Origin of the sequence: Psychrobacillus sp. FJAT-21963, assembly GCF_001420585.1 — a bacterium.
Classification (GTDB): Bacteria; Bacillota; Bacilli; order Bacillales_A; family Planococcaceae; genus Psychrobacillus.
Map to the genome: position 1 here is coordinate 327825 of NZ_LJIY01000001.1, position 15072 is coordinate 342896.

Here is a 15072-nt window from a genome sequence, read left to right on the forward strand (position 1 = left end):
TGTCTGATCAATATTTTTTATATAAAGAAAGCATATAATGCGCATTATCTATCCAGCTATAATTTTCTTTTACATGTTCCACTCCAGCTTTACCCATCGAAGCTCTTAGGTCACTATTTCTAGCTAGCTTTTTAAATGCTGCTGCTAGCTGATCTGGACTGTTTTTATCCGTTACGATCCCAGTTACGTCTTGAACGACTACTTCTGGCAAGCCTCCAACATTGGAAACAACAACCGGTACACCACAGGCCATTGCCTCAACTGCTGCTACACCGAAGCTTTCACTATCCTCTGTAGAAGGAACAGCAAAGATAGACATTTTACGAATGACATTAGGTACTTCCGTATTCGGTACTTTTCCAGTGAAGGTTGTAACCTCATCAATACCTAAATCTTTTGCAATTTGCTCATATTCAGCTCTTTGAGGGCCGTCTCCTGTAATAATAAGCTCAGAATTCGGAAATTCCTTATGGAACAACGCAAAGCCTCTTACTAAATCGGCAATACCATATTTGTCTTCTAGAGCTTTAACTGTCCCAACAACAATTTTTTCGTCCGCTTCAGCTACTTCATCAGAAGGGTAAAATTGTTCAATATCTACACCAAAAGGAGTTACTTCTACTGGACGATTTGTATATAGATTAGTTTCTTTCGCCATAACACGACTTGTAGAACAAATCGCAGTTGCTTTACTTAACGTAAATTCGATTAGCATTTTATTTAATCTGCCTTTTTTAGGGAATACAAAAATATCTTTTCCCCACACTGACACAAAATACTTTTTATAGTTAACCATCGCACCTAGTAAGCCGTAGCTTGATACAAAGTGTGAGTGTAAAATATCTGGATTCCAATCATTTAGCATCTTTTTCAAGGCTGGTGCTGCTGCCAAGTAGGAAGCTTTACCAGGTAATACTTTTGGTAAAATTTCTGTAGGTATTAGTTTAGCATTGTCTTCAGAGTAATGATCTTTAAATGTATACACTTTTACTTCAATACCTTGTGACTGATAAAACAAAGCCCATTTTTGTGTATGAATTGATTTACTTGGAGCTAATAATGCTATTTTCATTTTATGCCTCCTATCAGCGCATGCGCCGCTTGTTCGGCACGTTCATTCCATGCATGCTTCTGTAAAAACGATTGTTGAATATTTCTTTTATATGTTGAAAAATGTGGTTTGATTGATTGCATTCCTTGAACGAGTCCTTCTGCATCGTCGGTCGTAATAACTCCATATGGACCTGACTGGATAAAGTCTTCTTGTGCGGAACAATTTGTTGCGATAATTGGTAGACCTGCGGTTAAATATTCCACTAGTTTTATCGGAACAGCAAAATCATTGTAGATTGATCTTTTTCGAGGAATAAAGGCAAAGTCTACTTCTTCATATACTTGTTGTAGTTCTGCACCACTAACATGCTTTAACGAAATATAATCTTTGTTTATCTTTTCTTTATCTTCTTTACTTAATTGGCTAAACTCATCTTCACGACAAACAATTATTAATTCACCTAATACACTGTCTTTATTTAACAGATTGTAAGCATCTACTAGAGTTGACAATCCATAATCCTCATTATTAATTCCACCAACATAGATTCCCTTAAACGGTTGTTGAATCTCATTTGTATTTACACGAATTTCAGTAAACCGTCCACCTGGTGGAAGTGCCATTTTCTCAGTGCGTATATTTACATACTGCCCCATAGCATCGCTTGGTAAAAAAATTGTATGCACATATTTTTCGTAAAATTTTTCTTCCATTTTATAAATAGTTTGCATGACGAATTTTTTCAACCCTTTTAATGAATAAAGTTCGTCAAACTTCCAATAGACATCTCGATAAAAAACACCGATCGGTACATTAAGATTCTTCAACGTTTGAAATACATCTTTATCTATTTTCCAATCCTGTGGTTTATGACCTGGATCGGTTAGCCAAAGAGGAATCGTTTGGTTTTCCGAATAGCAAAACAATGTTTGCTCGTGTTTTTTCTCTTCAACAATCTTTTTCCAAAGCGCACGTCTTTCTTTACTAGTTCCAGATATAACTATCATTTCAAGTTCATACTTTTTTGCATAAGCTTCAAATGCCTTCATCATTTCAACTGGTCGTAATGCAGAGCCACTTTTCGGGTTGGAAGCGACTGTAAAAGGATAATAGATAATTATATTCTTCATGCCTTCACTCTTTTCTTCTTCACTTTGCTCATCAGAAAACTCCATATTACCGTAAAGTATTGTTCTAAAATATATAATCCAGCTAAAACAACTGTCGTCATAATCCAAATAGGGTTAAATAAGAAATCGGAAACCCCACCGACAAGAGTTCTTGGAATATTAATTGTAAAATATACAAATAATGCGATGACAACTGGTGTTTTTCTTAGTCGCAAAAAGAGCATATAAATGATTTGAATGATTCCCGCAACATAAATAATTGCGGCGATGACACCAAAATATCCATACATAGCAAAAGCTTCTGCTAAGAATATTGTATTTAATACTCCACCAGTTCCTTTATCCACATTCTCTGGAAAAACGTTTTCCATCATCATTCGAGCAGAACGAACCTGTTCCATATCAAAAAGGCCGATGATAAAAGAAGGAAGTCCTTTTGCTTCTAATAAAGATAGTGAATGAGAGAATGTATCTAAATGCAAAAAGAACGGTGAAATTTGCGCCAAGATTATTCTTCCGATCGGACCTGTATTATAAGCTAAAAAGCTTTCTACCTCTGTCACTCCTTGTATTGAAATATACATAACGACTAACAGTACCGTACCTGCTATTAGGTATCCACTTATCTTTTTCCAATTAAGTTTTAAGCTATTTGAAAAAACTCTCGTAAGTATTAACATGATGACATAAAAGAAAATAGGAGATTTCGCTAAATCATATGTAGTTATTAATACGGAAGATACGAAGAGCGTAAAGAATAGTGCCTTCCAAAATAATTCTCTTGTTTGAATTGCATATACATACGCAATGATCGATAGTATTGGCGTTAAAGCAATAGCAAAGATATTCCGGATGTACACGTTTCCTCTAAACCCTCTTGATGCATCAATACGCATCTTAGCAAGATCCTCTGTATTTCCCTTTAATAGTTCAAAAATTGGGACTGAATGTGTTTTTAATAAAGTATAAGCAACAGCTAAAACAGATATTGCCGCAAGAGCAGTAAATGCAAGTTGAAATATTCTCTTATTCTTATCTACACTTGTACGAACGGGTTCATGTAGGTATCGTTCAAATTCTAATTGTGCATTAAAACCAAAAAGTTTCCCTACAACTAGCTGCGTAAGTGGGAACAAAATCATTAATATCGTCAATAAAACAAATCCAATGATCCGATATTCCTCATGGTCCATTCTTTTGATCATATAATAATCATCTATTCCTAATGCGATTAATAATCCGCCAATATAACTGGAGATAAGGAATGAATAATAATATATTATAGAAATCATATTTGGCTTTACAAGAGAAAGGCTTCCAGAAACCTTATGGAAAAGGTATGTGGAAGCCACCACAGTAAAGAGCCATATGCTAAAAATTAACAATGCTCACACCTACTTTAAATTCATCAATTACTCCTCGGGGCAATTGCGCATAGATTTTTAACGGGCTCATTCGATAAGTTCCCCTTAAAAAATCTATGGCATCCGCCGGAGGCTTTAACTTAATTCAGCTAGAGTTTCTGAATTAAGATGAATATTCCTTTAGTAAAGCTAACACTTTTTCAGCTGTTTTTCCATCTCCAAAAACAGGAGTGTAAGATGGAGTCACTTGCTTTTGTACAGCTTCAACTATTTTAGTCGTATCTGTACCAGTAAGGATATTCGCGTCTTCTATTAGTGTTTCAACCCACTCAGTTTGATCTCGTACTGTCACACATGGAACTTCGGCAAAATATGCTTCTTTTTGAACACCACCAGAATCAGTTACTATTTTTTTCGCGTTCATTTCTAAAGAAAGCATATCTAAATAACCAACTGGTTCAATTACTTGTAAGTTAGGAATTTGGTCCAATTGGAATCCATAATCCTCTAGTTTTTTCTTCGTGCGCGGATGGATCGGCCAAACTTTATTGTCAGGAATTTGACTAAATGCATCTAAAATCGATTTCATACGATCAACATCATCCGTATTTTCAGCACGGTGAATCGTAATGAGTAAATAATCTTTTGCTTGTAACTTTTCACGCTCTAAAATAGAGGAAGTAGATTCCGCAAGTGTTTTATTGTATAAAACTGCGTCATACATAACATCACCAATATTATAAACGCCATTCGTAATGTTTTCGTTTGTTAAGTTTTGGATAGCAGTATCTGTCGGGCAAAGAAGCAAGCTCGACACATGATCTGTTAAGATACGGTTTACTTCTTCTGGCATTTTCATATTAAAGCTTCTAAGACCTGCTTCGATATGCACGATTGGAATATGAAGTTTTGCCGCAGCAAGTGCACCTGCAAGTGTTGAGTTAGTATCCCCATATACAAGTACAAAATCCGGTGTTTCTGTTAAAATAATATCTTCAATTTTAGCAAGCATTTCGCCAGTCTGCTTTCCGTGATTTCCAGAACCAATACCTAAATGATAATCTGGTTTGGGAATGTTCAACTCGTCAAAGAAGATATCAGACATATTTGCATCATAGTGTTGACCCGTATGCACGATAAGCTCAGTAACCTCTTCTCGTAACACACGCGAAACAGGAGCTGCTTTTATAAATTGTGGTCTTGCCCCTAGAATGGTAAGAACTTTCATTTTGTAATCTCCTTTATCATTTGAATCATATCTTTTACGATAAACGAATTGATATTGTATGGATGCTCGTATTTTTGACCATCTCTTTTAAACGTTAGTGATTTGACGTATTGTTTATACGTTGGATAGATTCCATACCACTCCATTGGTTCATCAAAATATTTTCGATAAAGATTTTTCATTCGATATATTTTGCGCAATAAAGGATAGAGTAATCCATATTTATTTCTCATTGAATTTTCGGGACCTGGCTTTTCTGGTAATGGATAATAATCCGGATACATTTTGTGCAATGTGTAATCGTACAAATATTTTTTATACTTCAAATCAACTGGAACCTTACTGAAAAAGTGAATCAATCGGTCATCCCACAATGGAATCGACCATCCTTGTCCAAAGTATTCATAAACTCTAACAGAGTTTATAATAAACTTTGATTGTCTTTCTCTCCAGTTCCACTCATCAATAATAGAAGTCACACGCTCATTCGTGTAATTTGAGTAAACTTCTATATCTTTTATGAGCCCTTTACCAATAGTAGTCGAAGCATAGCTTTTCTCGCCAGAAAGCTCCCATAATCGGAAGTGTTTATTCATAATAAAGGTTTGAATTTCACTTACTTCAAAATCTTTATTCACAATCGATTCGTATGGTAAATGTCCACCAGCCAAGTAATCTAATGAGTGCCCTGGTAAAAATACGGCATCCTTTAAATTTTCTTCTTGAACTAGAAGCTTCGTACTTGGAAAGTCTTGAAGATGTGCTACAGAAACTCCATTACTGGAATACACAACATAGTCCTTCCAATCTGGAGATCGATACATTTCTTCCCACATCTTTTTATCATAAGCGAAATATTTCCACTTTAGCCCTAAACGATCCGCAATTTGCTTACTCACTGTGGACTCTCCATTACCGGGTCGACCATATGTAAAGGTAGTAATAGAATCTTTCAACCCTCTTTCCACCAACATAAGAGCGATCAATCTTGAATCATATCCACCACTTAGTGGAATGACAATTTGTTTACCTTGTAATCTATCAGCCAAATCGTCAAACAATGAATGAAATACATGTTCAAGCTCTTCTGCAAATGAATCAATGGATTCTGGCTCTTTTTCCAACACATACGAATAATAATAAGTTTGTTTCGCTTGATCCGTCAATGTGACTGTTGACACGGCAGGCACTTGGTACCAATTTTCATACAATGTCTTATCTCTAAAAACAAAGCCTGTTACAAGAAACTCCTCTTCCGATTCTTTTCTCAATTTCATGCCTTCATGAGGCTCGATAAAGTCTTGGACTATCCAGTTTCCTTCTTTATCTGTTGAATAAAAAAGTGGAATGGATCGTTTCATATCCGTAACAAGCGTTGTTTTGTTTTCATTCGTAAAAGTTAAAGCATATTCTCCGTTCCATCGAGCAAACTCCATGGAAAAAAGATCATCATTGTTAAATAGGCTCGTAAAATTTTCATGGGTGACATATTGATTTTCATAGTAGAAATAACCTCTAAAAAAACCTTCATACCCCACACCTTTAATAGGATAAAAATCTTTATGCCTAAGGTTAGTTATACATTTTTTCGACATGTCTTTTCCCCCATTACTTTCTGTTCACAAAATATTTATCCATTCGAACAAGTAGTATTAAGATAATAAATACTATCCATACTCCTACAATTAACCAGCTATTTAAATCTTCTAATTGCACATATACAATGCTAAGTGTTGCCGCTATTAACCAAAATATTGTCCAAGCCATTTTAAATCCTGAGAATGGCACATAGTAAAGCTTTTGACTTTTGCGGAACACTATAAATAATGCTAAACAATATGATCCTACATAAGAAATAACAGTACCCCATATTGAAAAAATCGGTACGAATATAAAATTTAATATTAACGATACAACTGCCGCGATTCCAAATGCGATAGAAATATGTTTCGTTTGTTTCGTGTAAAATATCCCTGTCGAGACAATCATATAATAAAAACTTAAAAATGTAGCGATAGAGATTGGTGCTACATATTGAAACGCAATTCTAAATTTTTCTGGCATAACCATAATAATCCATGGCATAGCAGTAGCTAATAGTAAAACTCCTAAACTACCTATCAATAAGAAAGCGGCATATAAAGTAGAAAATAACTTTGGACTACTTTCTTTATCTTTTAGCGACATTGAAAATGGTCTCCAAGCTAGTTGTATTCCACTAGTCAGTAAAGTAATGAATGTAGCAAATTTAATAGCTGTACCGTAAATCCCTACATCAGATATTGTTGCATATGCTGTTAAAAAGTAATTATTTGCATTTGCGATTATCCAAAAAGCTAAAGATGCAGGAACCAAAGGAGCGGCATAAACTAAGATTTTCTTTAAAATATTCCAATCAAACAATGGGCGTAAGTATACTCTTACTGGTCTTATTAGTACTAAAACAATAATTCCTACACTTATCAATCGCGCTAATAGTATACCTTCAAGTGAAGTCCAAACGAACATTAAGAAGAGAATAGAAACGATGGCTATCAAAAGCATCTTTCCAACAGTTGTGGCTACCACTCTCTTAGTATGAAATTCATATCTTAAAATCGTTAATACTAGTGTCACTATAGTGTCTAAGCAAAGTGTCCCAAGTGCAATGTAGAATAATTGAGAGTAACCCTCTGAGTCCAATAGTATCGAAGAAAGCCATTCTCCACCAATTAAAAATACGACGAATAATAAGATAACCATCGATAATCGGAAAGTCATGACGGAACGAACATATTTTTCACGTGTTTCTTTATCTTTATACTCAAAATAATAATATGCTAAAGCCGAATCCGTACCAAATATCACTAAGAAAGTAAGCATGGATACATTGGTATCGACAAGCTGAAGCAACCCAATTTGCGATGTATCATCTAAATAATGGGCATATAAAGGAAACAAAATAAAAGCAATGAGCTTCGTTCCTACATTCATAAATGCGTAAAGGAGCGAATCCGCTCCTAAACGTTTTAGCTGAGAAAACACTTAGAGAAGTTCCTCCTCAGGTACATTTTTCAAGAATTTTGCAGGGAAACCTTTAATGACAGTTTTTTCTTCCGTATCTTTTGTAACAATTGCTCCAGCTGCAACAAAGGTTTCTTCTGCAATTGTAATTCCAGGAAGAATAATAGATGCTCCACCAACGCGAGCTCCTCTTTTTACAGTTGCACCTTTAATTTTATCAAAACGTGCTTCTGTTCTACCCATAAAGTTATCATTTGTTGTCGTCACACATGGTGCGATGAATACTCGATCTTCTAAAGTAGAATGTGCTGTAATATAAGAATTCGATTGAATTTTAGTACGGTCACCAATTTTCACGAAGTTTTCTACTGTAACATTACGACCGATTATAACAAATGAGCCAACTTCAACATCTTCACGTACAGTTGCAAGGTCAGCGATTAGTGTACTTTCACCAATCACTGCACCTCTATATATAATTGTATTAGCGCCAACAGTACATTCTTTTCCAAGTTGTAGAGGCGGAATTTCTTTTGTAATTTGCATCGTGCTAGTTTTAGCAGGTTTCGGTTGTTTTCCTACTACAGCTCCATCATCAATTGTTGTACCATCACCGATAATTGAGCCAGCATGAATCGTTACACGATTACCTACTCGAACGTTGTTACCCATTTTCGCGCCTTCTTCAATGACTGAGAAATAACCAACAGTTGTATTTTCGCCAAGTTCAGCAGTTTCATGTATAAAGTTCATGTTCACAGCTCCTTATAGTTTGATATAACGATTTGGAGTTTCAATACCTTTAAATGCATTACGAGTATCAAAAATTACTTTTGATCTTTTAGCGATGTTTTCATAATCAAAAGCAGTATGATCTGTTGCTAAGACTACGATATCTGCCTCATCTAGAAGTTCATCCGTTAATTCAGTCGTTTCTAAAACTTGACCATTTACTCTGAACTTCCCTACATGCGGGTCAACCGTTTTGAACTCTGCACCATGGTGTAATAACAATTCAACCAATTTTAATGATGGAGATTCGCGCATATCATCAATATCTTTTTTATAAGCAACTCCAAGCAATAATACTTTTGCGTTACGCAGTGCTTTACCTTCATCGTTTAATATTTGCATTGCTCGAGTGATAACATAGTCTGGCATAGAGTTATTAATTTCACCAGCTAATTCGATTAATCTAGTGTGGTAGTTATATTCTCTAGCTTTCCATGTTAAATAGAAAGGATCGATTGGAATACAGTGTCCACCTAGTCCAGGACCTGGGTAAAACGCCATGAAGCCATATGGTTTTGTTTTTGCAGCATCAATAACTTCCCAAACGTCAATTCCCATTTTTTCACATAAAATAGCCATTTCGTTTGCAAGGGCAATATTAATATGACGGAAGGTATTTTCAAAAATCTTTTCCATTTCAGCAATTGCTGGGCTGGATACTTTATGAACATCCCCATCTAAAACACTGCTATAAAGTGCAGCTGCTACATTTGTACATTTTTCCGTTATACCACCAACAACTTTTGGTGTATTTTTTGTATTAAAGCTTTTATTACCTGGATCAATACGTTCTGGAGAATAAGCGATAAAAATATCTTCTCCAACTGTAAATCCCTTTTCTTCTAATGCTTTTCTAATAATTTCTTCTGTTGTACCAGGATACGTTGTTGATTCTAGAACTACTAAAGTACCTTTTTTAGCATATTTAGCAATTTCATTTACTGAGCTTTCAACGTAAGAAGTATCAGGTTGTTGGTAAATATCTAATGGAGTTGGTACACAAATTGCTACGGCATCTACCGAGCTAATAGAACCATAATCAGAAGATGCTTTTAAGTGACCTGACTCTACCATATCTTTTAAATCATTATCTACAACGTCTCCAATATAGTTAATACCTTCATTAACTTGTTGTACTTTTGATTCTTGTACATCAAATCCGATTACATTGTAACCAGCTTTTGCTTTTTCAACAGCAAGTGGTAATCCTACGTAACCTAATCCGACAACACCAATTGTAGCAGTGTGATTTTCAATTTTTGTTAATAGTTCTTCATAGTATGTAGACATAATTGTCTCTCCTTTATTATCAATAAGAATGGAAAACTTGTTTTTTCATATGCACCATTATTAATGTGGTATCTGCAACATTCTAACGCTTCTTTAACCGATTAGAAAGTAGAAAGTATTCTACTTAGTAACTGTCTAGACTTCAGGCGCCATCAGCTCGAGGTCAAATGCCAATTTTCTCCGGTGGCTGAGGAACTGCCTCCTAGGCCCGCACGATGCGGGTCATGTCTGCTTTGCCACAGGATGTGGCGAATTTGCAGACCTCCCAAAAACCATTAGCTTGTCGCTGATAAGCAGGCGCCTTTCGCTTTTCCTATTAAGAGAAAGTAATACGTTTTCCTGTTTCGGATGATTCAATAATAGCTTCGATCAAACGAACTGGATTATATCCGTCTAAACCACTTACAGCTGGCTCACGATTTTCATTTATTGCAGCTACCATATCCTCAATAATACAATCGTGTCCTTTTTTACCCCAAGGATCGTTTTGTATACGTGACTTTAATGATTCTACTTCCTCATCTTTATAACCTTCTACATCCCACGTTTCAATATATAAAGCATTTTTCCCACTAACTTTCACACTAGCAGTTTCTCCAAAAATGGAAAGGGATTCTTCAAGGTTTTGAGGATAGATGGTTGTAGCAGCTTCTATTACGCCAAGTGCCCCACTTTCAAATTCGACAATTCCAGTAGCAACGTCTTCTGTTTCGATATCACGGAATCTTGTTGCGACCAAACCTTGAACCGATTTCACTGGGCCCATAAACCATAAAAGCAAATCCAGATTATGTATTGCTTGATTCATTAGAACGCCACCGTCAAATTTTTTCGTTCCTCTCCACGGAGCTTGATCGTAATATTCTTGTCCTCTGTTCCATCGAACAGTTGCATTTGCATGGCTTATCTTACCAAAACCATTAGCATCCATCAGTTTACGAACTTCCATAATTGCTGGACGGTATCTATTTGGGTGAACAATTGCAAGTTTTACACCTTCAGAGTTTGCTACGTCCATCATCTCTTTCGCATCTGCTGAATTTAAAGCCATCGGTTTTTCTGTAATTATATGTTTTTTATACTTTGCAACAATCTTAGTCAAATTAGCGTGAAGACCAGATGGCACACAAATATTCACTACGTCAATTTGAGGGTTGTCCGCAAGCATTTTATCTAAGTCAGTATATTTTAATACGTTTTCATCATCTATTATTAGTCTATCTGGGTTTGTATCACAAATGGCAAATAAGTTTGCGCCTTCTGTATTGCGAATAGCAGCTATATGTTTATCTGCGATGAAACCCATACCTACAATTGCAAATTGAATCATGCTCTTTTACTCCCTCTTGCTTCTAAAATGTATTTCCATAAAGATAAAATAAAGATTGTCAATAATAACCCTAAGACTAATCCTGCAATCGCACCTTCTAAACCATAAGATTTAGTTTTTACAACGGATGTTTTTGCCAACTCAGGATGTTCGAATGCAATAATATCATTTCTTACACGTTGCTCTGTAGCCATTGCATTTGTTAAATCCATCTCAGCAGCACTTAACAAAGTTGTGTAATTATTTATAACAGTGAGATTATCAGTGCCCGCCAAAGCAGTTTTATATGCTTCAATTGTTGCGTTTAAAGTTTTTACACGTTCTGACTGTGCAGATGCATACGTTTCGGTACCTGCAATAATTTTATCATCTTGTTTCATTAAGGCTTCTAACAATTGATCATTAAATTGGTTAAGCTCTTTTGTTACTGTTTCTTCGTTATCACCATAGACTTCTGTCTTAATATAACTTCTAGTTGGAACAAACACTTCTGATTTCCCTGAAAAATGTTGACCATATTTAGCCATAATATGGTCTGGATTTGTTAAAGCCTCTAGTTTCACTGAACCAGTGAATACTGTACTTTTACCAACATAATCGCCATCTTTCGGAATAAGCATTGAACCAAAATAGCCTAAAATGGCAGCAATTAACGGGATAATGATAAACCATACTTTCTTTCTCCAAAAAAATTCTAATGAATCGTATAAACGATAGCTTTTATTTTCCGTCATTTCACTTCTCCTTCAAAAAACATCTAAATATAGGCAGGTAGAGGGAAACGTGTTAACGTTCCCCTCTACCAAATTGCCGTTTTATTATTTCGCAAAAAACTCAGCAATTTTCTCTACAACGTATTGTTGTTGTTCCTCTTTTAATTCTGGGAACATCGGTAAAGAAAGTGCTTGATCTGCAGCTTTTTCTGCTTTAGGGAAATCCCCTTTTTTATAGCCTAAGCTTTCAAAAACAGGTTGAACATGCAATGGTAGAGGGTAATAAATCATCGTTGCAACACCGTTTTCTTTTAAATAAGCTTGTAATTCATCACGGCGTTCAGTCAATATTGTGTATTGGTGAAATACGTGATAGAAACCTTCTGCTATTACAGGTGTTTGAACATGTTCCGACACTTTTTCATTTAATAAACTTGTGTAGAATTCTGCATGCTCTCTGCGTTGTTCGCCCCATTTGTCTAAATGAGAGAATTTCACATTTAATACAGCAGCTTGTATCTCGTCTAAGCGGCTATTATATCCAAGAACGCTATGATAGTATTTTGGTTTACTACCATGCACACGAATTACTCTACTTTTTTCAGCGATATCATCGTTATTTGTAACGACCATTCCACCATCACCATATGCTCCAAGGTTTTTAGTCGGGAAGAAACTATAAGTAGCTGCATCTCCTAATTGACCAACTGAATATTCACCTTGTTTAGCTCCAATTGCTTGAGCTCCATCTTCAACTACAATTAGGTTATGTTTATCAGCGATTTCACGAATGCGCACCATATCTGCCATTTGACCATATAGATGTACCGGAATAATCGCTTTTGTTCTATCTGTAATATGTTTTTCAATTTCTGCAGGATCAAGATTAAACGTTACTGGATCAATATCAGCATAAACTGGAGTTGCTCCAGCTCTTACAATTGCTCCACCTGTTGCAAAAAATGTAAAAGGTGTTGTAATTACTTCATCTCCAGCACCAATTCCAGCAGCTTGTAGAGCAATATGTATTGCATCACTACCGTTTCCACAACCTATACCATGAGAAACATTACTATACTTAGCGATATCCGCTTCCAGTTTCTTCACGTTATCACCTAGAATAAATTGTGAACTACTCATAACACTATCTAATGCTTCCAATACTTCACTTTTTAAAGATGCATATTGCTCAGATAAATCTAACATTGGTACTTTCATTTCGTTTACACCAACCTATCATTAAATTAATTATTTATGTGAAAAGCACAAAATCCCTTTTATAGGTAATTCTCTTAGACTGAATGAAAGCGTTTCTCAGTCGAGGCACGCAGCACGAGGCGGAAGCGAATTGAACCTAAGTTCATGAGCTTACAACGAAGTGCAAGTAACGAAGAATGAAAACGCTTCTCATCAGTCTAAAAGCTAGTTGCGCTTATACCCAACAACCTTCCGGAACACAGAAATAATTGGTCGATAATCTTCGTTAACAAGACCAATTTTTTCTGCAATAATTTCAAACGCGATCAAGATAAAGACAAGGATAAAAATTGCCCATCTTAATGTTAACGTTTCAAAAGTAATGGCAGCGATACTAAATATCAAACCAAATCCGTATATTACTAATACCGTATCTCGATGTGTTAAACCAAGAGCTAATAATCGATGATGCAAATGTGATTTATCTGCAACCGATATCGGCTTTCTATTTACAAGTCTGCGTATGATGGCAAACGATGTATCAAAAATTGGTACTCCTAAAATCATAACTGGTACAACAAAGCTAAACAATGTCACACTTTTGTACAATCCTAATAACGATAGAATAGCGATAGCATATCCTAAAAACATAGATCCTGTATCACCCATAAAGATTTTCGCTGGGTAAAAGTTGTGAAAAAGAAATCCAAGTGTACTACCTAACAATATTAAGGAAAGAGTTAATATTAACATTTTATCTGCTGAAAATGCCAGAAATGCAATACTAGCAAATACGATAGAAGAGATACCTGCTGATAACCCATCTAAACCATCAATCAAGTTGATTGCATTTGTAATTGCCAAAATCCAAAATAATGTAACGACATATGAGAATATCCCAAGATCAAATACACCTAAAAATGGGATATTTAACACTTCAATTGTTAGACCACTTCCCATTACTGCACAAGCAGCAAGAATCTGGCCTAATAATTTTATTTTCGCAGAAATTTCATATTTATCATCTATTATTCCCAAAACAATGATAATCAATGCACCAACCATAATACCAGTTATTTTTGCTTCATATAATCCTGCCACAAAATATCCAACTGTAACTGCAATGAATATTGCGAGTCCACCTAATCTTGGCATCACGTTTTGATGAACCTTCCGTTTGTTAGGTTTATCTACAGCTCCAATTTTATGTGCCAGTTTTATAACGAGTGGAGTAACAGCGATAGCAGTTACCAGGGATACGATAAAAGCAAGAAGTAATTTTATATCCAAAAATATCATCCTTGTCTTTTTATTTAAGTTTCCTTTTTATTTCTACTCAACCAATAGACGAATCAGCAACATGAAAGTTTCCTCAATTAATGATTATACTATAAAAATAGAGTTGTAACCAAGTTTAATATAAATAAAGAAAAGACTGACTTTTCGCTTCATTATAAGCGATAATCAGTCTTTTCTATACACTCCATATAAAGGTGAATCATTTTACTTACTTACTTTACTCCTCAGTAACTAGCATATTTGCTGTTCTCATGAGAAATCTGGCCAATTTACTTGAAACTCGTCTCCATCAATTTGCTCAAGCGTACGATACTTAAATGGTAGCAATTCATCCATTTCTAATTCTTCCATTGCGTTTTCAAGAGGGTATAATTGAAAACTATCATCATCTTCTACAATTAAATAAGCACCTGCAACTTGTCCCTTTTCTTTAATGTTGATTCGTATGAAAGCAGGAAAATACAAATCGTTTTTGGACTGAATAATAGAAGATGCAAGAATTACATTTTTACCATCTTGCACTACATTGTCTTGATCAATTTTTTCAAACACTTTTAGAGCCCATGCTTGGCGTTTGTAATAACCAATTACTTTTGGTGCATGTTCTTCTGCCGATGAACTAGGTGAATTTTTACCCACCTTATTTTTTTCTTCCGAAGCCATGTATTTCCC

13 protein-coding genes are annotated in these 15072 nt (G+C 35.4%); all 13 read right to left on the reverse strand.

Annotation, left to right across the window (positions count from 1 at the left end; all coding sequences use genetic code 11):
• Positions 1-7: 7 nt before the first annotated feature.
• The 13 genes from AN959_RS01550 to AN959_RS01610 all read right to left on the reverse strand — a co-directional run bounded on the left by AN959_RS01550 (position 8) and on the right by AN959_RS01610 (position 15063).
• On the reverse strand, positions 8-1072 hold the full coding sequence (locus tag AN959_RS01550) for a glycosyltransferase (protein ID WP_056827702.1): 1065 nt from the start codon (positions 1070-1072) through the stop codon (positions 8-10).
• Positions 1069-2184, reverse strand: a complete 1116-nt coding sequence (locus AN959_RS01555) for a glycosyltransferase (RefSeq protein WP_056827704.1) — start codon at positions 2182-2184, stop codon at positions 1069-1071. The genes AN959_RS01550 and AN959_RS01555 overlap by 4 nt, the downstream gene beginning before the upstream one ends.
• A complete protein-coding gene (locus tag AN959_RS01560) occupies positions 2181-3476 on the reverse strand; it encodes an O-antigen polymerase (RefSeq protein ID WP_253278851.1) in 1296 nt (431 codons plus the stop codon). The genes AN959_RS01555 and AN959_RS01560 overlap by 4 nt, the downstream gene beginning before the upstream one ends.
• Before the next feature lie 235 nt (positions 3477-3711).
• Complete coding sequence (wecB, locus tag AN959_RS01565; RefSeq protein WP_056827705.1) at positions 3712-4776, reverse strand: non-hydrolyzing UDP-N-acetylglucosamine 2-epimerase; 1065 nt, start codon at positions 4774-4776, stop codon at positions 3712-3714.
• Positions 4773-6371, reverse strand: coding sequence for an asparagine synthase C-terminal domain-containing protein (locus AN959_RS01570; protein WP_056827707.1), 1599 nt, complete (start codon positions 6369-6371; stop codon positions 4773-4775). Before AN959_RS01570 ends, wecB begins: the two co-directional genes overlap by 4 nt.
• A 13-nt stretch (positions 6372-6384) precedes the next feature.
• Positions 6385-7800 carry a lipopolysaccharide biosynthesis protein gene (locus AN959_RS01575; RefSeq protein ID WP_056827709.1) on the reverse strand — a complete coding sequence of 472 codons (1416 nt, stop codon included), beginning with the start codon at positions 7798-7800 and terminating at the stop codon, positions 6385-6387.
• The gene (locus tag AN959_RS01580) at positions 7801-8532 is read right to left on the reverse strand and encodes an acyltransferase (RefSeq protein WP_056827712.1); all 732 of its coding nucleotides are present in this window, start codon (positions 8530-8532) and stop codon (positions 7801-7803) included. It lies immediately after the preceding gene.
• Positions 8533-8544: 12 nt separating this feature from the next.
• Positions 8545-9861, reverse strand: coding sequence for a nucleotide sugar dehydrogenase (locus AN959_RS01585; protein ID WP_056827714.1), 1317 nt, complete (start codon positions 9859-9861; stop codon positions 8545-8547).
• 316 nt (positions 9862-10177) lie between these two features.
• Positions 10178-11191 carry a Gfo/Idh/MocA family protein gene (locus AN959_RS01590; protein ID WP_056827716.1) on the reverse strand — a complete coding sequence of 338 codons (1014 nt, stop codon included), beginning with the start codon at positions 11189-11191 and terminating at the stop codon, positions 10178-10180.
• Positions 11188-11925 carry a hypothetical protein gene (locus tag AN959_RS01595; protein ID WP_056827718.1) on the reverse strand — a complete coding sequence of 246 codons (738 nt, stop codon included), beginning with the start codon at positions 11923-11925 and terminating at the stop codon, positions 11188-11190. The genes AN959_RS01590 and AN959_RS01595 overlap by 4 nt, the downstream gene beginning before the upstream one ends.
• A gap of 84 nt (positions 11926-12009) precedes the next feature.
• Positions 12010-13122, reverse strand: a complete 1113-nt coding sequence (locus tag AN959_RS01600) for a DegT/DnrJ/EryC1/StrS aminotransferase family protein (protein WP_056827719.1) — start codon at positions 13120-13122, stop codon at positions 12010-12012.
• A gap of 204 nt (positions 13123-13326) precedes the next feature.
• On the reverse strand, positions 13327-14391 hold the full coding sequence (locus AN959_RS01605) for a glycosyltransferase family 4 protein (RefSeq protein WP_056827721.1): 1065 nt from the start codon (positions 14389-14391) through the stop codon (positions 13327-13329).
• A 258-nt stretch (positions 14392-14649) separates the two neighbouring features.
• On the reverse strand, positions 14650-15063 hold the full coding sequence (locus AN959_RS01610) for a hypothetical protein (RefSeq protein ID WP_053590345.1): 414 nt from the start codon (positions 15061-15063) through the stop codon (positions 14650-14652).
• Between the last annotated feature and the right edge of the window lie 9 nt (positions 15064-15072).

Coding starts and splice junctions, on each gene's coding strand:
- AN959_RS01560 (WP_253278851.1), bottom strand. CDS start 3,476: ATGATTTCTATAATATATTATTATTCATTCCTTATCTCCAGTTATATT.
- AN959_RS01610 (WP_053590345.1), bottom strand. CDS start 15,063: ATGGCTTCGGAAGAAAAAAATAAGGTGGGTAAAAATTCACCTAGTTCA.
- AN959_RS01600 (WP_056827719.1), bottom strand. CDS start 13,122: ATGAAAGTACCAATGTTAGATTTATCTGAGCAATATGCATCTTTAAAA.
- AN959_RS01570 (WP_056827707.1), bottom strand. CDS start 6,371: ATGTCGAAAAAATGTATAACTAACCTTAGGCATAAAGATTTTTATCCT.
- AN959_RS01555 (WP_056827704.1), bottom strand. CDS start 2,184: ATGAAGAATATAATTATCTATTATCCTTTTACAGTCGCTTCCAACCCG.
- AN959_RS01580 (WP_056827712.1), bottom strand. CDS start 8,532: ATGAACTTTATACATGAAACTGCTGAACTTGGCGAAAATACAACTGTT.
- AN959_RS01550 (WP_056827702.1), bottom strand. CDS start 1,072: ATGAAAATAGCATTATTAGCTCCAAGTAAATCAATTCATACACAAAAA.
- AN959_RS01590 (WP_056827716.1), bottom strand. CDS start 11,191: ATGATTCAATTTGCAATTGTAGGTATGGGTTTCATCGCAGATAAACAT.
- AN959_RS01595 (WP_056827718.1), bottom strand. CDS start 11,925: ATGACGGAAAATAAAAGCTATCGTTTATACGATTCATTAGAATTTTTT.
- wecB (WP_056827705.1), bottom strand. CDS start 4,776: ATGAAAGTTCTTACCATTCTAGGGGCAAGACCACAATTTATAAAAGCA.
- AN959_RS01585 (WP_056827714.1), bottom strand. CDS start 9,861: ATGTCTACATACTATGAAGAACTATTAACAAAAATTGAAAATCACACT.